This window comes from Pseudomonas sp. F9001 (assembly GCF_013385435.1).
GTDB lineage: Bacteria > Pseudomonadota > Gammaproteobacteria > Pseudomonadales > Pseudomonadaceae > Aquipseudomonas.
In genome coordinates this window covers 34,638-56,193 of record NZ_JACAPX010000020.1, presented here as the reverse complement: position 1 = coordinate 56,193, position 21,556 = coordinate 34,638, and the positions used below count along the sequence as shown (strand labels likewise).

Here is a 21,556-nt window from a genome sequence, read left to right as displayed (position 1 = left end):
CAACGCCCCGTTACATCGAGAATATGACAATGGATGTTCGCCACTTTGCCTTCCTGGCCCGCCAACCTTCTGCTGCGCTGAAACCGCGAGACTCGTTCTTCGGCCTGCCCAAGCGCGGGTTGGTGCTGATCCTGGCCAACGCGCTGTTCTGGCAGCCGCTGCTGGCCCAGGCCGGAGGCATTGTGGTCAGTGCGCCGGGCACCACCGTCGGCCAGGCCGGCAATGGCGTACCGGTGGTGAACATCGCCACCCCCAATGGCAGTGGCTTGTCCCATAACCAATTCAAGGACTACAACGTCGGCCCCAACGGCGTGATCCTCAACAACGCCAACGGCCCCATGACGAACACCCAGCTGGGTGGCTACATCGTCGGCAACCCCAACCTCAAGGGCGGCGCGGCCAGCGTCATCCTCAACGAAGTCAACGGCGGCAGCCCCAGCCAACTGCGCGGCTACACCGAAGTGGCGGGCCAGTCGGCCAAGGTCATCGTCGCCAACCCGTACGGCGTCACGTGCAGCGGTTGCGGCTTTATCAACACCCCCAACGTGACCCTCACCACCGGCAAACCGGTGCTCGACGCCAGCGGCCAGTTGCAGCGTTATCAGGTTGACGGCGGTGCCGTGACCATCGACGGCCAGGGCCTGAACGCCAGTAACGTCGACCGCTTCGAGATCATCACCCGTTCGGCCAAGATCAATGCGCAGATCAATGCACGAGAATTGACCGTCATTGCCGGGCGTAACGACGTCGATGCCAAAAGCCTGAAAGCCACCGCGCGCGCCGATGACGGCAGCGCAAAGCCCGAGCTGGCCATCGATTCCTCGGCATTGGGCGGCATGTACGCCGGTGCGATCAAACTGGTGGGCACCGAGGCCGGCGTAGGGGTGAAACTCGACGGTACGCTGGCCGCCAGTGGCGGCGACATCCAGCTGGATGCCAACGGGCGCCTGAGCATGGCGCAGACGGCGACCACCGGTAACCTCAAGGTCACCGCGCAGAACGTGAACCTGACCGACAAGGTCTACGCCGCCGGCAATGTGCAGGTGAGCGGTGCTGAAGAACTGGTCAACCAAAAGAGCCTGGCCGCTGGCCAACGCATCGAACTCAACGCCACCACCGTCACCAACCCGGGCATCATCGAAGCAGGCGTGCAGGCCGATAACAGCCGCAATGCCACCGGCGATGTGGTGGTGAATACGCAAACCCTGAACACCAGCGGCAACGTCCTGGCCAGCCGCTCGCTGAGCGCCACGGCCACCCGGGAACTGAACAACCAGGGCGCAGTGATCCAGGGTAAAACCGTCACGCTGAACAGTGCCAGACTGACCAACCAGGGCGCCACCGCGCGGGTGTATGGCGAGCAAGCGCTGGCGATCAACGCGCCGGCCATCGTCAACCTCGGCGGGCTGATTCGCTTCGGTGCCGATCAGGCGGCAACGCTGCAAACCGATTCGCTGGATAACCGCCAGGGCCATATCCAGGTCGCGGGCGGCAGCTTGACGCTCAACAGCGGCACGCTGAATAACACCGGCGGGCAGATTGTCGCGGGCAACCTCGGTGTGACAGCGGACACGATCAACAACCAGAACGGTTTCCTGGTTGCCGACGCCGTGACGGTCAACGCCGCCCGCCTCGACAACAGTGCCAAGGGCTTGATCAGTGCCGAGAAAGGCGCGCTCAACCTCACCGTCACCAACACCTTCAACAACAGCCAGGGTCATGCCCAGGCTGGCACTGACTTGAACCTGCGCGCCGGTGACGTCGCCAACCAGGACGGCAAGCTGGTGGGTGGGCAACTCACCGCTACCCTCGGCAGCCTCAGCAACAACGACGCAGGTGTACTCAGCGCGGATGCCGGCAAGTTGACCTTGACCGTCGCCCAACAGTTGAACAACGCCAAAGGTCACTTGCAGGCCGCCCAGGGCGACATCGAACTGCACGCCGCGAGCCTGGATAACCAGGGCGGCGCCATCATCGGCAAGCAGTTGCTGCTGGATGCGCGAAGCGGGCAGATCGACAACCGCGCCGGGCGTATCGTCGGTGACCAACTGGACGTCCGCGCCGGCAGCCTCGACAACCGCAGTGCCGGGTTGCTGGCCGGTGGTGTGCCGGGTGTGAGCGTGGTGCTGAACGACCAATTGCTCAACACCCAGGGCCGTATTCAAAGTGAGGGTGACCTGCTGCTGACCGGCAAGCGCCTGGGCAACAGCGCCGGGATCCTGCTGGGCAAGGCCCTCACTGTCACCGCGCAAGACCTCGACAACAGCAGCAAGGGCGCGCTGGTCAGCAATGACGGCGACATCACCCTCAACATCAGCAACCTGCTGACCAACACCAACGGCGTGATCGACGCCGCCGAACGCAGTGTGCTGGTCAAGGCCTTGACCACCCTCGACAACCAGGGCGGCACCTTGCGGGGCAAGCGCCTGGATATCGCGGCGCAAACCCTCGACAACGACCAGGGCCAACTCCTGGCCGGCAATCAGGGCGTGAGCTACCGCGGCCAGGACCTGAGCAATCGCCAGGGCATGATCCTCAGCGGTGGTGCGGCGGTCGACCTGACGCTGGGCACCTTGAACAACCAGGGCGGCACCGTGCAAGGCGACAGCTTGACGGTGACAGCCGACAGCGTCGACAACAGCCAAGACGGTACCAAGGCCGGCGCGTTGACCGCCTTGAAGAGCGACCTGCAACTGACGGTCGAGGCCTTGACCAACCGGGGCGGCAAACTGTTCGGCAAGGAGCACGTCACCGTCTCCGGCGCCACCCTGGACAACAGCGCCAACGGCCAGATCAGCGGCAATCAGCTCAGCCTGACCTCGCGTACCCAACTGACCAACCAAGGCGGCCTGATTGAGTCCAACCAGGGCCTGACCTTCAATGGCGGCAACCTCGACAACAGCGCGGGCGGCCAACTGCGGGCGATGGAAGGCGCCAGCAGCACCCTGACGGTCACCGACCAACTGAATAACCAGAACGGCATTCTTGAATTCGGCAGCCAGGCCTTCAGCCTCAGCGCCGGGCATCTAAATAACCAGGCCGGGCAACTGCAGCACGCTGGCACCGGCGTGTTCAGCCTCAATACCAGCAGCCTCAGCGGCAGCCAGGGCAGCATCAATGGCCTGGGCACCGCCGACTGGTCGTTTGGCCGGGTCGATGGCCTCGGCCGTGTGCAACTCAATGAAGCCTTGCACTACACCAGCACCCAGGGCCTGAGCCTCAAGGCCGGCGACCGCTTGGCCAGCGCCAAGGGTCTGACCCTGGATGTCGCCAGCCTGGATAACGCGGGCGAGTTGCTCAGCGACGGTGACCTGAGTGTCAACCTGACCGGCGACATGACCAACAGTGGCCGCCTTTCGGCCCAGCAAAAACTGAGCGTGGTCGCCAACAACCTCAGCCAGAACGGCGGGCGCTTGGCCGGCGGCACCACCACCCGCATCACCCTGGGCGGTACGCTGGATAACCTAGGCTACCTCACCGCACGCCAGCAACTCGACATTGCCGCCGCACACATCAACAACCGCGGCACCCTCGGTTCACAAGGCAACGTCAACCTCAGCGCCAGCAATGGCATCAGCAATAGCGCCGACACGCTGCTGTTCAGCGGCGGCGATCTGACCCTGCGCGGGAACAGCTTCAGCAACCTGTACGGCGACGTCTACAGCAAGGGCAACCTGAGTTTCGCGGCGCTCGATGGCGGCATGGCGGCGGGCTTCAGCAACCTTTCCGGTACGGTTGAAAGCGAAGGCAATATCGGCATCAGTGCGCGGAATGTGGAAAACGCCAAGGCTGAATTCGAGTTGGGCCAGACCATCACCACCGGCAGCCTCTATTGGCAGTGCGGCCAGCACTGCGGCGGGCACGACTCGTTCAAGCGCGGTCAAATCACCATCAACCAGACCTACCTTGAATCCGCGATCAAGGACTCGGCCTCTGCGCGCCTGGTGGCGGGCAAAGACCTGCTGATCCAGGGCGACAACGTCCAGAACCGCTATAGCCTGCTGGCGGCCAATGGCAACCTGAGCATCACCGCCAACGACCTGCTCAACCAGGGCGCCGCGACTCGCACCGGGCAGAACACCATCGTCATCGGCACCCCGCAGCGCATCGACACCGATGAGTGGGACCGGATGGAATACATCGACGTACCCGCCTTCAACGCAGCGGTGGCAGCGGGTAATTTCGATGAAGCACGCTTTGAGGTGCTCAAGGCCCGGTCGAGCGACTGGCGTTTCTCCGAACAAAGCAACGTCACCACCTGGACCGACAACGGCGGCCCGGGCTACACCGCGACGATACAGGCCGGTGGCGCGGTCAACCTCAACGTTGCGCGCACCCTGCAAAATGGCACGTTGCACACCAACACCCTGGAGCAACTGACCGGCACCCTCGGTGACGACCAGACCGGCATCCCCGTCGGCGGCATCAACATCAACCTGAGCAAGCACGTCAACGACGCCACCGCCCAGGCGCCAAGCAGCGTATTGCCGGTGACCAGCATCGCGCCCGACGGCCGCTACGTACCCGTGGACTACACCGGCGAGTCCTTCACCCCGGTCGACCCCACCACCGCGCCCGGCTTCCAGTTGCCCAAGGGCGACTACGGCCTGTTCATCAAAAACGCCGACCCCACCAGCCACTACCTGATCGAGACCAACCCGAACCTCACCACTGTGGCGGGCTTCTTCAGCTCCGACTACATGCTCGGCAAGCTCGGCTACAGCCCCGACAACGCCTGGCGTCGCCTGGGTGACGGGCAATACGAGTCACGGCTGATCCGCGATGCCGTGCTGGCGCAAACCGGGCAACGCTTCCTCGCCGGTGGCCTGACCAGCGACTACGACCAGTTCCGCTACCTGATGGACAACGCCCTGGCCAGCAAGGACGCCTTGCGCCTGAGCGTCGGCGTATCCCTCACTGACCAGCAAGTCGGCGCCCTGACCCACGACATCGTGTGGATGGAAAACCGCGTGGTCGACGGCCAGACCGTGCTCGTGCCGGTGCTCTACCTGGCCCAGGCCGACTCCCGCAACGTGCGCGGCAACAGCCTGATCCAGGGCCGCGACCTCAACCTGATGACCGGCGGCGACCTGATCAACGTCGGCACCCTGCGCGCCAGCAACAACCTCTCAGTGGCCAGCAGCGGCAACATCTACACCGGCGGCCTGATCGAGGCCGGCAACAACCTCAGCCTGCTGGCCCAGGACAGCATCCGCAATTCCATGGCTGGCGAGATACGCGGCACCCAGGTCAGCCTCACCACCCTGAAGGGCGACATCACCAACGACAACACCGCCATCCAGGTGCGCCAGGGTGCCGGCATGCGCACCCTAACCGACAGCAGCGCCGGCACCATCACCGCCCGCGAAAACCTGGCCATCGACGCTGGCCGCGACCTCACCAACCACGGCGCACTCACCGCCGGCGGCGATGCCGACCTGAAAGCCGGGCGCGACCTCAACCTGATCGCCGTCAGCGACACCAGCGAGATCCACGCCTTCAGCGACGGCGGGCACAAATCCACCATCACCACCGACGTGAAAAACCAAGCGGCCACGGTCACGGCCGGCGGCAACCTGAGCATGGTGGCGGGGCAAGACGTCAACATCATCGGCAGCAACGCCACCGCGGGTAAGGACCTGAACATTCAGGCCGGGCGCGATTTCAACGTGGCGTCTGTCAGCGATGTGCACAACGTCGAAGGCAAGGAAAAAGACGGCAAGAAACGCATTAAGACCGCGGATGAGCAGACCACGCAGTTAGCCAGTGTGCTGACGGCGGGCAGGGACTTTACGAGCCAGGCCGGGCGCGACACCACGCTGGTGGCGAGCAAGATCAGTGCGGGGAATGAGGCTTATCTGTATAGCGGGGATAAGTTGAATTTGCTGGCGGCGCAGAACAGTACTCATACGTTGTATGACATGAAGGAGAACGGTGGCTGGGGCGCGAAGAAAGAGCAGCGAGACGAAGTAACCCGCACCACGAACGTTGGGACCGAGATCAAGACTGGCGGCAACCTCACGTTGATCAGCGAAGGTGACCAGCGTTACCAGGTCGCGAAGCTTGATAGTGGTAATGACATCATTCTTAACAGTGGCGGGGCCATCGTCTTTGAAGGCGTCAAAGACCTTCATGACGAGAGCCATACCAAGAGCAAGGGTGACCTCGCTTGGTTCAGCGCCAAAGGTAAAGGCAACACTGACGAAACGCTGCGCCAGAGTGAAATGATCGCTCAAGGGCAGGTCGTTATCAAAGCTGTCGACGGATTGAAGATTGATGTCAGGCAGATCGATCAGCAAACCGTTAGTCAGACCATCGATACCATGGTCAAAGCCGATCCGAATCTGGCTTGGCTCAAGGATGCTGAAAAGCGCGGTGACGTGGACTGGCGCCAAGTCAAAGAGATCCACGATAGCTTCAAATACAGTAACTCCGGTTTAGGTGCGGGCTCGCAGATTGTAATAGCAATTCTGATGGCCGCATTTGTCGGGCCGTTGGCAATGACTGCGGCTGCAGGTGCTGGAGCAGGCGTCGCTGTCGCGGCAGGTGCGGGAGCCGTAGCGGCAGGCGCTGCGACCAATGCGACGGTTAGTGTCGTTAATAATCGTGGCAACTTAGGGGCGGTGTTCAAGGATGTCACCTCTTCGGATGCTTTGAAGGGGTATACGATTTCCGGTGTGACCGCTGGATTGACCGCAGCTTATTTTGATGGCTGGACCGGAACTCATACTGATCAGGCGACTAAGCAAATAACGGGGCCACAGCTCAACACATGGACTGGTGTAGGGCAGTTTGCCGCGAACCAGACATTGCAAGGCGGTACTTCAACGCTGTTGAGTAAAGCATTGGGGCAGGGCGGCAGTGGGAGTGAGGCGCTGAAAACTGCGCTATTCAATACCCTGGCAGCGGCCAGCTTCAATGCCGTCGGCGACTACACGAAAAAGTGGAACATCGAAAACGGTTCAATTCCCAAGATCGCGATTCATGCGATGGTCGGTGGCCTCTTGGCCGAAGCAACGGGTGGAGATTTCCGTACAGGCGCATTGGCAGCCGGCGCCAATGAGGCACTGGTCGTACAGCTTAACGACATCGTGAAGGGCGACAAGACATTGTTGTCCATGAGTTCTCAACTGGTCGGTGTTTTAGCTGCGGCCACACAAAAAGATGCAGATGCTAGCAAATTGGAGAAGGGTGGCTGGGTGGCGAAAAATGCCACGCAGTACAACCACCAGCTTCACAAGTCTCAAGCCGATGCGTTGGATGAACAGCGACGGTTCCATCCGGAAAAGGCTGATCGTTTGAATGCGGCGGCCTGCGCTTTGGTTAGTTGCGCAGAGTCGATCCCGACCAACGATGAAACCTATAAGGACTTCAAGGCACTTCAGGATCGCGGCGCCACTTTTAGTGAGGAGATCGCGTTACTTGAGGCGACCGGCCAGTTTGGTGGCCGTAGTTGGCAGGATTGGAGCGACGATACGCTCAATGCTCACGGCAAGGCGGTGCAGGTCGTTGGAGCAAGCAAAGACACTGCCCTTGGCCTAGTCGGAGGGGCTACTGCATATACCGGGATGGTGATGTCGTCACCCGCATGTGTTGGCGTTGTTACCTGTGCCTTACCCATCGGCTTAGGAGCGCTTGGCACCACCTCGATGGTGGGGGCATGGGATTCTGCTAGCCGGATTACGGCGGATTTTAAATCCAATGAGCCCGACCGAGTGCTAGCTTCTTTCTTTCCGGAAACCTTTCCAGGAGAGTCGAGCGTAACGTCTGACCTGGCATGGAGCACGGCGAAATCCGCAGCTCAGGCGGCTCTGTTTGGCGGCGCGAGTAAATACTTTAATGGTAAGTTAGCTGGAGAGCTTGCCAGTGGTGCAAAAGGGCTAGGTTCTGCTGGTACGGGCACGACGGCGGGTAGTAATGTTGCAAGTACGACGCCTAAAGTTGATGTTTTTTGGAATAAAACAACAGTTCTAGATAGGACTGTTTATCAACGTAACGACCTCTTTGACCCAGAGGCCCTATCGACCTGGAGAGTACGAGGTAAAACTGTTGAAGGCTCAAACCTTGAGAGGATGGCCTCGGGTCGAGCACCAATTGGGTATGATGGGAAATCAGTTGAGTTACATCATCTCTCGCAAACTGAAGTTAATGGATTCGCTGGTACTCGTGGTTCACTTGCAGAAGTTGGTTCTGTTTTCCATAGCCAGAATAGCAGTGTTCTTCATGTCCCATCCAATGCCGCTCAAAGCTTTAGGTATACTCGTTACAAAGACTCTGCAGAATACAGAAACCCTACGACTGACTATGTTTCAGTTCCTACGGATTTGAATGCAAAAACATTGACAAAGCAGGCTAAAGAGTTTAACTCTTATCAGTCGGATTATTGGAAGTTGCGGGCTCGGAGCGGGGAGTAATTAGGCGTGGATTATTCGAGAATAATTAATCTTATTAAAGAGTCGGATTACGTTGAGTTTGCTGATTATGGTGACGGGATTGCTGATGAGTGGATTTATAAAGCTGAAGCTCGTCTTGGGTTGAAGTTGCCTGATAGCTATAAATGGTGGCTGAAGTGTTATTCTGGCGGGGAAATATCTGGGGAGGAGATTTATAGTATCTACGAAATGGATTTTGATAGTGTAAGGGGGGGGGATATCGTTTATATGTCAATCGTTAACGGTCGAAATGGGTTGTGTGGGAAGGAGAGGCTATTTATCTGCGAACCGCCGGGTGCAGGGGAATCATTTTATTTTGCCACGGACGATGGTCTTAATGATGGAGAGTATCCTGTTTATAGGCTTGAACTTTCTGATCAAACTTCTAGTTTGTATGCGAAAAACTTTATCGATTTCTTAGAAAAAAGAATAATGTCTTTCAGTTGAATAACGATTCTGCGTTTAAAAAATGGTTGAGAAAGGCTCGGTGCAAAAGCGACAGGAGAATTAGCTAGTTCTGGTGGGAAACCCACTGTTGAGTTATTTGGTGGGAAGAATGCTCAAACTCCTGGTGCTATAAACGTGGATGTCCGAGCAGATATTCAGTCTGGTATTCGAGCGGACGCAACGAAACTTCCTTTCAAGGATAGTTCGGTGGGAGAGATTGTTGCTAGTAACCCATTCATTCCCAAGAGTGCAGGTGGTACTAACTCAATGATGGATTTTCTTCCGGAAGCTACTCGCGTGGTTGAGCCTGGTGGAAAGATATTTGTCAACGCAAATGCTGCGAACCCTTACGGAAAAATACCAAGTGCGTAAAGGGGACGGATTTATTTAAATATTTAAAAATCCAGATGAGTTGATTAAATAAATCCGTCCCCTTTGACCCCAAAACCTTCATCCCGATAAAAAATTGAGGCCTGTCGAAAATGTTGCCATTCAAGTTTGTGGACATCCCGCCTTCATATGACGCGGCCGAGGTTTTTTATGTGCGGATTGACCCGTCCATTGGGATTGCAGAGGAATTGATAAGATCGCTGTATTACCTGCTTTGGTTGCCGGGGTATTTTGGATTTAACTGGGATGCCTTATATGATTGCTTAAGAGATCTTAGCTGGATTCCATGCCACAAAATCGTCCTTGTACATGTGACTCTTCCAGAATTGCCAAGAGAGGATCTACAGGTATACCTTGAGATTCTACGTGATGCGGTCTTTGATTGGATTGGTGACGAAGGGCACGAGATAGAAGTAGTCTTCAGAGAAATTGATAGGCTTACGGTCGAGGATCTGCTAGACAAATAGCTTAAGCCGCTGGTGCAAAAGCAACTGGGGCCGCTGGCGGTGACGCTGAAAAGATTGTCACAGTCAGCAAAAGCCGCTTTCCTGAATCAGCGCAACACACCGAGGATGCTATTGACGCGGGTAAGCCTGGTACTCTGACCATAGATCGCGCGAATGCAGCATCACGCAGGCGTGACTCTTTGCGCGGTACTGAAACCAAGCCAGGCCTTGATCGTGATGAATATCCACCTGCAATGTTTCAAGAGGGTGGTCAAGGTTCCTCCGTAAGACATATCAACCCTAGCGACAATCGCGGGGCTGGTGCCTGTGTTGGTGCTCAATGTAGAGAGTTACCAAACGGAACGAAGATTCGAATAGATGTGGTGGATTAGAATATGTCCAGCTTGGAAAAATTGTTATCGAATGCAAGCTCATCTTTGAGTGATCATGCGCCGGAAATTTCTGGGCCGTCACATAGATTGGCCGGTGCTTTATCTGATCAACTTTTAAGGATGCTGGTTCAACGCAATGGCTTCTACGCCCTAGAAAGCGCTTTACATGTGTTTCCCACACATTCTAGTCAGGACGAAATTGGTCTTCGTGATTGGAATGAAGATACTCTTTGGCGCGGTGCTTATAAGGGTATTGCCGATGGTTGCTTATTTTTTGCTGAAGACATTTTCGGTGGGCAGTTCTGTATTAAAGATAACAAGATTTATATTTTTGACCCGGAAACCGGGGCACTAGAGTATTTGGCCGACGATATTGAAAGCTGGGCAAAAATAATACTTAGTGATTATGAGGCGCTCACGGGCTACCCGTTAGCGCATCAATGGCAAAAGAAAAATGGTCAGCTTCCCACAGGAAAACGTTTGTTGCCGAAGGTGCCATTCGTGCTGGGAGGAGAGTTTGTGCTGGATAATATGTATATGGCAGATGCTGTGGAGGGGATGAGGTTTAGGGCTGATATTGCCCGCCAAATTAAAGACTTGCCAGACGGAGCTGAGATTAAACTAAAAACGGTGTAAAGGGGACGGATTTATTTAAACAATTTAAAACTCCAGACGAGTTGATTAAATAAATCCGTCCCCTTTGACCCCTGCTCTTCTGCTAAGAGTTACCGCTGAGGGAGGGGCAGCAATGCCAAATCGTCTAACAGTCCTAGTTAAAGATGGGAGAATAGGTAATGGACAATGAAGAAGCGCTTAAAGTCATTGACAGTATGATGTGGGTAAAGAAAGCCTCAATTTTCCTTCTGTTGCTTGATTATGCTCTACGTAACCTTGACTCGGCGAGTGATACGCAAAAAAAATGTCAGGAGGCAGTTGATAAGTGTTGGCGATGGTTGTCTGATCGAGGGCTCAGTGCTGATGAATTAGCATATTATCTAGACTCCGATGATATGCAGAGCGGACCGCTGGCAGAAGGAAATTTTGCATCTGAAAGCGTAGAACAAAATAGTTTAATTTTAATATTGTTGGTGATCGGTTTTTTTGCCAATAAGGCCTATAAGATTGTAGGGCTACAAGAGCAAATGTCTGAGCCGGTATGTGAGGCGGACGAGAGCTCTGCTGTATATATTGTTGATTATATTGAACGGATAGGCTTGTCTGATAAGTTGAGTGTTTATCTATCTGCACACGTTTTGGAAAATAGGGGGCAATCCACGTTTTAATGCTGGCAGAATTGCTCTTTAACGTAAAGGGGAAGGATTTATTTAGGACGTAAAAGTGACGGATTTGTTTAAATATTAGATTTAAAAACTCCAGCTAGGTCGATTAAATAAATCCGTCCCCTTTGCCCACTGAGAGCTTGGATCCTCGCACAGTTAGCTACGTTGAGAGCAAGCTTGGTGTGAAAATAGGTGAATTAACAAGTTTTTGCAGGAATTCTGCTGGTGCATGTGCAGAGGTATCAGCAGTAGATAAGCTTGTCAGGTCAGGAGGGAATCCAGAAAATATCAAATTCACACAGGCTTTACGTCCTAAAACCATCAGGGATGAAGGTGGATACACCCCTAAAGCAGTTATAGAAACATGCCCGAATTGTAAGGTGACTTGGCCGGGGAATAAATGATGGTTATTGATGAACAATGGGTTCCAGGATTTGGAGAAATTGTTACTTGGTTTGCGATGGACAAAGCCGGTGCTATTGCCGTCATGGTGAATAACTGTTTTGGATCGTTACCAAAGGTTTTGTTGGAAGTTACAGCTGTGGAGCAGAAGCTTGATAGCTTAAGTGAGTACTTGTGGGAAGAGTCTGGTGATTACGAAGAATATCCGAAAGCTAAAAACGGTAAAACAATTCTTGATTTATACTCTGCCTGTGCATATCGTCACCTAGACTCTAGGGCTGAAGTGGAACGATGGATAGCGGATCGATCTTCACTCCAAGCCAGGCTGACAGAATATAACCTTCCAGCAATTAAAGGTGTCTATATATACCATGCTATAGAAGGTAGTGTGTCTGGGGAGGACTTCCCTTCCGGTTATGATGGAGAGTCTAAAATGGGGGACTATTTTCGCTACTTAATCCCTAGCGTTAAGGCTGGTATAGAAGATATTCCTTTTGAGCTTAGGGGGATAGTTGTTGTTTCTGATAGTCTGGAATTTTCAGATGTGAGTTTTTGGTCTGGAAGTTCTATTGATGAGCATTTCTCTCGTATGTATTGACGTAAAAGGGGCAGATTTATTTAAATATTAAATTTAAAAAACTCCAGATGGGTCGATTAAATAAATCCGTCCCCTTTGACCCAGTCCCCTTTGACCCATTAACCCAAGAGGTTCCTGCAAGGACAGAAGGACCTACTCGGGGTGCTTCTTTCGCCACGGAGTTTGATCCTAAAACGGGCAGTACGAGGCAATGGATGGAAAGCTATGACCATGCAGGAGAAGTAATCCGTGTCCACCCGAAAAGTATTAATGGGCAGCCGGTTGATGCTCAGCACTACCCTCCGACCGCAGCAGAGCTAAAGAGTTGGGGGCAGCAATGAGCATGGAAGACATAGTGGCTGACAGACTTGGAAGAGCAGTTGCTGATGGATTTGATATTTTTAAAATATCAAAAGAGGCACTTGATATTTACCAAGATCCAAACCTTTCTCTCACAAAAGATTTAGACATTGCGTTGTTGTCACTAATGGCAATGGTCGAAGGGCCAGAGTTTGAGATGACAGAAAAAGAATTTTATGATTTTTTATCTGATATTCGACAAATGTAGTTTTCAATATACCCAACTTGATCAGGCACTATCGACACCGGCCTTGCGCCGGTGTTTTGCACTCTATTTGCACCCTTTTTGCCGCCTTCCTGCACTCATCCTGTGAGCGTAATGCGTAAAGGGGACGGATTTATTTAAATATTTAAAAATCCAGATGAGTTGATTAAATAAATCCGTCCCCTTTGACCCTCTTTGACCCTAAAGATGCTTTAAAAGTTTTGCTTCATGGCAAGTGAGGTTGTTTAACCGAGTAAAAGGGGCGGCACCCAGGCCGCCCGGCTTTTACTCAGGATGGATCGGTATTGAGTCTGCGACTGATGACATCCAGCAAATCACACCCATCTCGCAGCGGAATCGCCAGCAATTGGGCGAAGTCTTGAAGCACCACAGCATCGCTGCTGAGCTGTTCACGGAAGGCCAGGTTTTCCAGCAGTTGGGTGACGGCGCGAATCCGGTACACGGCGGCGTCGTGGAGGACATCGAGGGGCGCATGGGTGTCGATAAGCAGGGCGGGGACGGTGCTGTCGTGGCCCGTGAGGGGCATGTATCGATTCATTGTCAGTACTCTGTTGGTGGATTAAGCCACCACTCACTCGTCGCCAAACGAATGGGTGGCAGCTGTACGCAGGTTGGCGAACCGGCAACAGAGTAAACCGGCAGACCCGGAGGTCTCCCGCGCACAGCCGCCATATCATGCACAGCTTTGCGGGTGCAAAAACACCTGCATAGAAGCGGGATGCTTTTGCGCTCTGTTGTCAGGTCGCCAAACCTGAATCGCCATATGGGCGACGGCCCGGACTATAAGCCCGCACCCAAACCCACGCAAGGCAGCAAAGTACTGGCTCAATCCCAATGCCTCATGTCTTCACCCCCATTGCCGACACACTGGCGTTGATTAAACGCATTCACCACCAACATTAAAGGACTGATGTGAAAAACCTTCTCCTGGTTCTCCTCTCCACCCTCATCCTCGGCGGCTGCGTCAGCCAGCCCCTCACGCCCGAGCATCGTGCGCAGGTCAAGACGGTCAAAGTGCTGCCCGTAAAGTGGGAAAAGAACATGGTATACATGGGCCGTGAACAAGCCTGGGGTGCGGCCCTGGGCGCCGGGCTTGGTGCGGGCGTCGGCATGGCCAGCGGCGCGTCCAAGCTGGGCACGGCAGCCTTGAGCGGCGCGGGGTTTGCCGCCGGCATGAAGGCGGGGCAACTGGCCGAGATGTCGACGCCGGCGGCGATCCTCACGGTGATGGACGCCGAAAATATCGACTTGGGTGTGTTGCTCAAGCAGGCCTTCGTTGATGCCTTGGGTAAGACGTCATCGCTCAAAGTGGTGGGTGACGACGAGCCGGCCGATGCGCAGATTCAACTGACGGTAGGCGAGTGGGGCTTTCGCCTGACCCAGGGTTTCAGCAGCGTGGTCTACCCGACGCTCACCGTGGTGGCGCGCATGGACCGTGGCGACGAGATGCTCTGGCGCACGGTGGAGTCGATCACGCCGTTCAATGGCCAGAATGTCTACGGTTACACGCCGCTCACTTATCGCACTGATCCTGAGGCGTTGCGCCGCGCGTTGACGGGTATCACGCAGATCTCCGGGAGTTATCTGGTGAAGGAGCTCAAGTAGACCAGCGAGAGGTCTCCGCGTGGCTTGCGGTGGCTGATCCTGACGCGAGCAGTTTGATAGAACTCGCCGAGCACCTTGAACATTTTGTATATCCCATTGTCTTTACCCCGCCCACCCGCAACCGGTCGGGCTGCATGGACTGCAGCGTTTTCAAATGACATTAAGGATTAATGTGAACCTCGCCCCCCAAGCCTCTTTTCTGTCACCGCCCGCTGTGGTGCACAGGCGCGCGCCTGCGTTTCAGGAAGGCACCCTGGGGGAATGCATTCGGATCAATTGATCCCTCGCTTAGCACACCTACTGCCGCCGGGCCTATTGGCGGCTTTTAATGTAGTTCATGGAGTTTGAAATGAAGCGTAAGCAGTTCCAGAAAAGCCTGTTGGCACTCATGGTCGGCGCAATCAGTACGCAAGCGCTGGCGGTGGAATTCGACCTGGGGCAGGGCAAGAACATTTGGGTCGGCGAGACCTTTAATGAGTCATTGATTATCAACGGGACGTTCTCCGAAGTAGTGGTGCCGACCACCACCAACCCTGCCGGACTGGGTGTGGCCAACACCACTATCCAGGGTTCGTTGATCAACCGTGCCGACATCACTCTGGATTCCCAGGGCGCCGCCATCCGTGCGATTGCCCTGGACCCGCTGTTCTGGTCGGGCCCGCAGAACCTGAGCCCGGGAACTGTCACCGGGGACGTGGTCCAGGCGGGCAACATTCTTATGAAAAATGGGGGTTACGAGGGGCTTGAGATCGGCGCGACGACCATCGGTGGAAGTGTCATCAACTCCGGCACCATCCGTTCCACGCTGCCCCTGACGCCGCCGGCTTCACCTTCCTACGTGGATGGCGGCGAAGGCATTTACCTGCATGGCACCACCATCGCCGGCGACGTCTCGAACACCGGTGTGATCGACATGAACGGTGATTACGCCATCGGCCTGATCCTCGACCGCCAGAACAATCTGGGGACCACCGTCGGCGGCAAAATCCTCAACGCCGGCACGCTCAAGGCGACGGGCGAGGGCGCCTGGGGCATCGAGGTGGAAACCGACACCAACCCTCTGCGCATCGAAAACAGCGGCCTGCTTTCTGCCAACGGCAATGACGCCAAGACGGTGATGTTTCTAAACGGTACGGTCGACTACATCCTCAACACCGGCACCGTCGAGGCCACGGGCACCAACGCAAATGCCTTCGAGTTTGCCGGGGCAACCTTTGCCCAGAACAGCGCGACCGGCGCGCGCGGCATCGTTAACCGCGGCACGATCAGCGCTGATGGCACAGCGATTCATGTAGATGCCGCGGACCAGACCTCGGCGTTCGAGATCAACCAGCAAGCCGGCGAAATCCGCAGTAACGCCGGCATCGCCATCGACGCCGCCAACCTTGCCACGCTGAATTGGACCGGCGGCAAAATCACCGGCGACCTGCTCAACTTGAGCGCGGTGAATGTCGCAGGCCAGGCCGATTTCACCGGCAGCCGCATCATCGCGCCGGTATCGGTCAACTCGGGCTCGCTGAACCTGTCGGCGCCCGGTACTGCGATCACTGGCAACCTCAACGTTGCTAGCGGCGCAGGTATTGATATGCACCTGGCCGACAGCGTAGTGCCGACCACGCCGTACCTGACTGTCAACGGTGCAGCGAATTTCGCCCAGGCTTCGAAGCTGACCGTGAGCGCCAAGCCGGGCGACTTCGCCAGCACCAACAACGGCACTCAGTACACCCTGTTGCAAGCCACCAGCGTGCAAGACAATGGCCTGTCTGTGGCCAGCTCGTCCTCTCTGCTGAACGTGCTGAGCTACTCGGCCGACGCGCAAACGGTCAAGGCCGTGGTGGCGGTTAAAGACAACCAGCAAGTGCAGCAGGAGCTCGCCGCGGTGGGCGCCGGCGCTGCGTCAGCGACGGCGGTGAACACCTTTAAAAACGACGTACTGAGCGGACTCAATCAGAACGACCCAGTGTTCCAAACCCTGGCTGACGCCGGCACAGCACAGCAGCTTGCTCAGGTCAGCGAACAACTCAAGCCGGACGTCAATCGCGGCGCCCTGGACGTGGCGTTGTCGGGCCAGACCGTGGTCAACGGCGCGATCTTCAACCGCCTCACCGACCAGCGCGAAAGCCACCAGGTCGGCGGCGTGTGGGTGCAGGGCCTGAGCAGCAACATGGACCAGGACGGGCGTGGCGGCAACAACGGCTACTCGGCCAACAGCAGCGGCATGGCCGTGGGTGTGGACGGGCGCTTGAACGACACCACCACGTTGGGCGTGGCTTACAGCTACCTTAACTCCAACATCCATTCCGACCTCGGCAACAAGACCGATGTGGAGGGCCATGCGCTGTCGCTGTACGGCAACTGGTCGCTGCAAAACTGGTTCGTCGACGGCAGCCTCAGCTATGGCCATAACGACAACGACAGCAAACGCCATATCGCCGGCACCACAGCCAAGGGCAGTTACGACAGCAATGTGCTGTCTGCCAGTGTGATCGGCGGCTACAGCTTCAAGCCGTCGCAGGCCGTGGTGATCGAGCCGCGCGTGGCAGCGCGTTACGCCAACGTGCGCATGGACGGTTTCGACGAGAAGGGCTCCTCGGCCGCGCTGAGCACCCAGTCGCAACGCTATGAAGTGGGCGAGCTGGGCGCTGGTGTGCGCTTGGCGGGCAATTTGCCCATGGGTGCCGGTAGCTTGCAGCCGGAAGCAACCTTGATGGCGTATCACGACCTGATGGGTGATCGCGTCGCACAAACCTCCAGCTATGTGCTCGGCGGTTCTGCGTTCACCGTCACCGGCGCTTCGGTGGCGCGTGACAGCTATGAAGCCAGTGTCGGCGTGAACTACCAGGTGTCGGACTTTACCGTGGGTGCCAGCTACACCCGCCAGGCCCGCAGTGGTTTTGATGCCGATGGGGTCATGCTCAAGGCGCGGTACGCGTTTTAAGTATTACGGCCGATAGAAAACGGCGTCGGGCTGCGGTTCTCCCACGTAGCCCGAGCCAGACTTTTAAATGTGCTCAAGGAAGTAACCCATGAAAAAGACCTCACTCTTAATCCTCGCCCTGGTCTTGGCCGGCTGCCACTCCACTGCCAGGAACTCCTCGCCAAGCCTGCTGACGGACGGCGTCCAGTTGCAGCAGAAAAAGGTCGAGGTGGACGCCGAACACGCCAAGGTCATCATGAAGGCAACCGGTTTTACCTATCCGGTGCAGTTCTCCGTACGCCGTAGTTCCGATGCAGACCAGCGACCGGAAATCCTCGGGACGGTGGTGGATTCCGGCCGTGGCAAGGTATTCGGCTGGATCGCCAAGATGAACGAAGTGGGCAACAGCGCCGTCGCCAAACGCTTCCCGCAGTTGGAAGTGCAGGCTGACCCGGGGCAGCCCTTTGAAGTGATCGGCGAGTCACGGGTCTACAACGCCAACTATGTCGGCCTCGTCAAAACCTATGTGTATGAGTGCGGCCCCATGAGTTCGACCTTCAAGCCTGAGAAGCAAAAGGTTTACCTGGTGGAATTCGTGATTGTCGGGAAGGGCTGTGAGCAGCATGTGTATGACGTAACTGCGCCTAACGAGCGTGTCCCGGTGGCGACTGTGGCGGCGACAGGAAATATTCCGTCGCTCTAACTTGCTTTAACCCGAATCGCCAGCCCCTTGCGTCTGACCTTGTGAACGGATCATTCATTCACGAGGTTCAGCCCATGTCCCGTCCTCTTCTGCTGTTGCGCCCTGCCGCCCAAGGCTTCACCGTGACCCTGCTGGTGGCGCTTGCCGGGTGTGGGCTCTCTTCATCCCGTGATGTGGCCAAGCCCGCTGAGTCGGCGCCTGTCGTGGAGGTGCAAAGTGAGCCCGCCAGCGTCCAGGGGGCCATGGTCAAGCGGATGGTTGCGCCTGCACCGATGGCGTCGCGATTGGTCATGAACGACTCGATCGCCATGCAATACCAGACCGAGCCTCGGGAGCAATATCAGAACCTCCCGGACAACCCAATTCGCAGCGTTGCCGAAACACCGGTCTCCACCTTCAGCGTCGATGTCGACACCGGCAGCTATGCCAACGTACGACGTTTCCTTAATCAAGGCAGCCTGCCGCCCGAAGGTGCTGTGCGACTTGAGAAGATGGTCAATTACTTCCCTTATGACTACGCCTTGCCCACCGACGGCTCGCCCTTTGGCGTGACCACTGAAGTAGCACCGTCACCCTGGAACCCCCACACCCGACTGTTGCGCATCGGCATCAAGGCCTCGGACCGCGCCGTGGCGGACCTGGCTCCGGCTAACCTGGTGTTCCTTGTGGATGTGTCAGGCTCGATGAATCGCCGCGAAGGCCTGCCTCTGGTCAAGAGCACCCTGAAATTGCTGGTGGACCAACTGCGCGACCAGGACCGCGTCTCGCTGGTGGTCTACGCCGGCGAATCGCGGGTGGTGCTCAAGCCCACCTCGGGCCGCGACAAAACCACGATCCGCAATGCCATCGACCAACTTACCGCCGGCGGCTCCACCGCAGGCGCGTCGGGGATCGAAATGGCCTACCAAATGGCCCGCGAAGGGTTTATCGACAAAGGCATCAACCGCATCCTGCTGGCCACCGATGGCGACTTCAACGTGGGCGTCAGTGACTTCGACAGCCTCAAGCAAATGGCCGTCGACCAGCGCAAAAGCGGCGTGTCCCTGACCACCCTCGGCTTTGGTGTGGATAACTACAACGAACACCTGATGGAACAATTGGCCGATGCCGGTGATGGCAACTACGCCTACATCGACAACCTGCGCGAAGCCCGCAAAGTGCTGGTGGGCCAACTCAGCTCGACCCTCGCTGTGGTGGCCCGGGATGTGAAGCTGCAAGTGGAATTCAATCCGGCGCAGGTCAGTGAATACCGATTGCTCGGCTATGAAAACCGCGCCTTGAAACGTGAGGATTTCAACAACGACAAGGTCGACGCCGGCGAAATCGGTGCAGGGCATACAGTGACCGCGTTGTATGAGATTGTCCCGAAGGGTGAACAGGGTTGGCTGGAGCCACTGCGCTACGCATCGGCGGCCAAGGCTGACGGTAAAACTGATGAGTTGGCGATGTTGCGGGTACGCTACAAACCAGCGGAAGGCGGCGATAGCCGACTGATCGAACACCCGATCAGCAACCAGCACAGCGGCAAACCCAGCGACGACCTGCGCTTCTCTGCTGCCGTGGCCGCCTTCGCCCAGCAACTCAAGGGTGATGGCCGCTACACTGGCAGCATGAGTTTCAAGGACACGGCCGCACTGGCCCGCTCCGCCCGGGGCGACGACCCCTTCGGCTTGCGCGGCGAGTTTGTGCAACTGGTCGAATTGGCCCAGAGCCTCCAGGCCCCGGCCAAACACTGATCCACCTCAAAGGAGTGCGCCACCTGATGGATTCACCCAGCGACGAAGCCCTGCTGTCCCGCTACCGCAGCGGCGACGGTGCAGCGTTCGAGGCCCTGTACGCGCGGCATCGACAGGGCCTGTACCGTTTTCTGGTGTCCTTGAGCAACAAGGCCGAACTGGCCGAGGAAGTGTTCCAGGACACCTGGCTCAGCCTGATCCGCAGCACCAGCGAGCCACAGGGCCGGGCGAGTTTTCGCACCTGGTTATTCCAGATTGCCCGCAACCGCCTGATCGACCACTGGCGCAAACACGGCATCCACAACCCGCTGCACGACAGCTACGATGAGCAGCTTCACGGCCAGCCCGACGACAGCGCCGGGCCTGAGCAACTGCTGAGCCTGAGTCGCGACCAGGCGCGCCTGGACAGCGCGTTGCAAGACTTGCCCGAAGATCAGCGCGAAGTGTTCCTGCTGCGCCTGCATGGCGAGCTGGAAGTGCCACAAATCGCCGCGCTCACCGGCGCCCCACTGGAAACGGTAAAAAGCCGCTTGCGTTACGCCCAGCAGAAACTGCGCCGACTGCTGGCCGAGGAGGTACCCGCATGACTGACCCCCGACATACCCAGGACTCGAACGACGAGCTGCTGATCGAGCATTTCCGTCAACACACCAGCGGCGAGCCGCCGGCTTCCCTGGACGCCTTCATCCTGGCCACCGCCCACCGTGAAGCACCGGTGCGGCAACCCGGCCTGTGGCAGCGTTGGTTACAGGCCTGCCAACGGCCGCGCTGGCAGATGGCGTTTGCCACCGTCGCGGGTGTGGCCCTGATGATTGGTTTGGTCACGCGCTCGCCGGTGCCGCAGCCGGAGTTATCCACAGGGACTTACGCGGCCGCCCCGCAGGAACTGGCCCGCCCGGCCCCGGCTGCCGCGCCGATGGCTCGATTCTCCGTGGCTCCGCAGGCTGACAGTGCGCCTCAGGTGCAGGCAGAAGTCGCGGGTTCGCTGGCGGATGAGCCGGTGGCGAAGATGAGCAAGCGCGCGGCTGTTGTGCTGCCGTCATTGGAGCAAGGGCTGCAGGAAATCCTGCGGTTGCGGCAGGCGGGAGAGGCGAAGGCGGCGGATGAGAAGCTGTTGGAGTTGCACAAGCGCTTTCCCAAGGAGGATCTGCCGGCGCGGTTGGAGGCGTTGAAAAATCCTTGAGGTGGGGGTCGCCAGCCGGTGGTTGACGAGAGACTTCCGGCCTTTATAATCATTTGCAACACGGCCCCTGTCGGTTGATGCGCTTCGGTGCAGCAATTGCTCAGGGGTTTTTTATTGCCTTGATTTTTTCGATTACCAATCGCGCTCCTGCCAGTGGTGATCCACTCCCATGCCCTCCAAATTCAGATCAAGGTGGGACAAGTCTGGAAAGTCATTCTCCAATAGTGCTTTCAGCCGTCGTCCCCAGCTTGATGACGGATTGATGACCTTCATCAAGTGGTGGGTGATACACAAGAGCATAAAAGGCCGCGCGCGTCGGTGTGCATCATCATGGAATGCGGCCAGTGCAGGAGCTTGTTCCTCAGGTGGCAGTTTTGGCTGATCAACGATGTTCCGATTCCACAGGCGACTGTGATGGGCGCATACGTTTCGCAGGTAGTTCAGGCTGCGCAGCCAACTG

General features: G+C 57.0%; 15 protein-coding genes and 1 pseudogene. 14 read left to right on the top strand and 2 right to left on the bottom strand.

The features are described 5' to 3' along the window. Positions 1 to 29: 29 nt before the first annotated feature. The 8 genes from HX818_RS20075 to HX818_RS20035 all read left to right on the top strand — a co-directional run bounded on the left by HX818_RS20075 (position 30) and on the right by HX818_RS20035 (position 12,934). Positions 30 to 8,414, top strand: coding sequence for a DUF637 domain-containing protein (locus tag HX818_RS20075; RefSeq protein ID WP_177020620.1), 8,385 nt, complete (start codon positions 30 to 32; stop codon positions 8,412 to 8,414). A gap of 6 nt (positions 8,415 to 8,420) precedes the next feature. Further along, complete coding sequence (locus tag HX818_RS20070) at positions 8,421 to 8,879, top strand: SMI1/KNR4 family protein (protein ID WP_008433668.1); 459 nt, start codon at positions 8,421 to 8,423, stop codon at positions 8,877 to 8,879. 135 nt (positions 8,880 to 9,014) lie between these two features. Further along, positions 9,015 to 9,251 carry a methyltransferase domain-containing protein gene (locus HX818_RS20065; RefSeq protein ID WP_256579544.1) on the top strand — a complete coding sequence of 79 codons (237 nt, stop codon included), beginning with the start codon at positions 9,015 to 9,017 and terminating at the stop codon, positions 9,249 to 9,251. Between the two features lie 110 nt (positions 9,252 to 9,361). After that, the gene (locus HX818_RS20060; RefSeq protein ID WP_087693608.1) at positions 9,362 to 9,736 is read left to right on the top strand and encodes a barstar family protein; all 375 of its coding nucleotides are present in this window, start codon (positions 9,362 to 9,364) and stop codon (positions 9,734 to 9,736) included. Between the two features lie 374 nt (positions 9,737 to 10,110). After that, a complete protein-coding gene (locus HX818_RS20050; protein ID WP_256346312.1) occupies positions 10,111 to 10,743 on the top strand; it encodes an SMI1/KNR4 family protein in 633 nt (210 codons plus the stop codon). Positions 10,744 to 10,901: 158 nt separating this feature from the next. Further along, complete coding sequence (locus tag HX818_RS20045) at positions 10,902 to 11,390, top strand: Imm6 family immunity protein (RefSeq protein ID WP_003218174.1); 489 nt, start codon at positions 10,902 to 10,904, stop codon at positions 11,388 to 11,390. Between the two features lie 400 nt (positions 11,391 to 11,790). Then, positions 11,791 to 12,387, top strand: coding sequence for a hypothetical protein (locus HX818_RS20040; protein ID WP_023659327.1), 597 nt, complete (start codon positions 11,791 to 11,793; stop codon positions 12,385 to 12,387). Positions 12,388 to 12,703: 316 nt separating this feature from the next. Next, complete coding sequence (locus HX818_RS20035; RefSeq protein WP_003218173.1) at positions 12,704 to 12,934, top strand: hypothetical protein; 231 nt, start codon at positions 12,704 to 12,706, stop codon at positions 12,932 to 12,934. A gap of 286 nt (positions 12,935 to 13,220) precedes the next feature. Here the strand turns inward: HX818_RS20035 and HX818_RS20030 are convergent, their stop codons facing one another. Beyond that, positions 13,221 to 13,478, bottom strand: coding sequence for a hypothetical protein (locus HX818_RS20030; RefSeq protein WP_177020618.1), 258 nt, complete (start codon positions 13,476 to 13,478; stop codon positions 13,221 to 13,223). A 386-nt stretch (positions 13,479 to 13,864) separates the two neighbouring features. On the opposite strand from HX818_RS20030, the gene HX818_RS20025 reads away from it, so the two are divergent. The 6 genes from HX818_RS20025 (at position 13,865) to HX818_RS20000 (ending at position 21,096) form a co-directional block, all read left to right on the top strand. Then, a complete protein-coding gene (locus HX818_RS20025) occupies positions 13,865 to 14,557 on the top strand; it encodes a hypothetical protein (protein WP_177020617.1) in 693 nt (230 codons plus the stop codon). A 349-nt stretch (positions 14,558 to 14,906) separates the two neighbouring features. Then, the gene (locus HX818_RS20020) at positions 14,907 to 17,495 is read left to right on the top strand and encodes an autotransporter domain-containing protein (protein ID WP_177020616.1); all 2,589 of its coding nucleotides are present in this window, start codon (positions 14,907 to 14,909) and stop codon (positions 17,493 to 17,495) included. A gap of 88 nt (positions 17,496 to 17,583) precedes the next feature. Next, positions 17,584 to 18,177 (top strand): hypothetical protein, encoded by a 594-nt coding sequence (locus HX818_RS20015; protein ID WP_177020615.1) that lies wholly within the window; start codon positions 17,584 to 17,586, stop codon positions 18,175 to 18,177. Between the two features lie 74 nt (positions 18,178 to 18,251). After that, positions 18,252 to 19,913, top strand: coding sequence for a VWA domain-containing protein (locus HX818_RS20010; RefSeq protein WP_177020614.1), 1,662 nt, complete (start codon positions 18,252 to 18,254; stop codon positions 19,911 to 19,913). Between the two features lie 26 nt (positions 19,914 to 19,939). Further along, the gene (locus HX818_RS20005) at positions 19,940 to 20,500 is read left to right on the top strand and encodes an RNA polymerase sigma factor (RefSeq protein WP_003218160.1); all 561 of its coding nucleotides are present in this window, start codon (positions 19,940 to 19,942) and stop codon (positions 20,498 to 20,500) included. Then, complete coding sequence (locus tag HX818_RS20000; protein WP_177020613.1) at positions 20,497 to 21,096, top strand: hypothetical protein; 600 nt, start codon at positions 20,497 to 20,499, stop codon at positions 21,094 to 21,096. The genes HX818_RS20005 and HX818_RS20000 overlap by 4 nt, the downstream gene beginning before the upstream one ends. A 132-nt stretch (positions 21,097 to 21,228) precedes the next feature. Here HX818_RS20000 and HX818_RS19995 read toward each other — a convergent pair. Continuing rightward, positions 21,229 to 21,555 (bottom strand): annotated as a pseudogene (locus tag HX818_RS19995) (Abi family protein); the annotation flags it as partial. Between the last annotated feature and the right edge of the window lies 1 nt (position 21,556).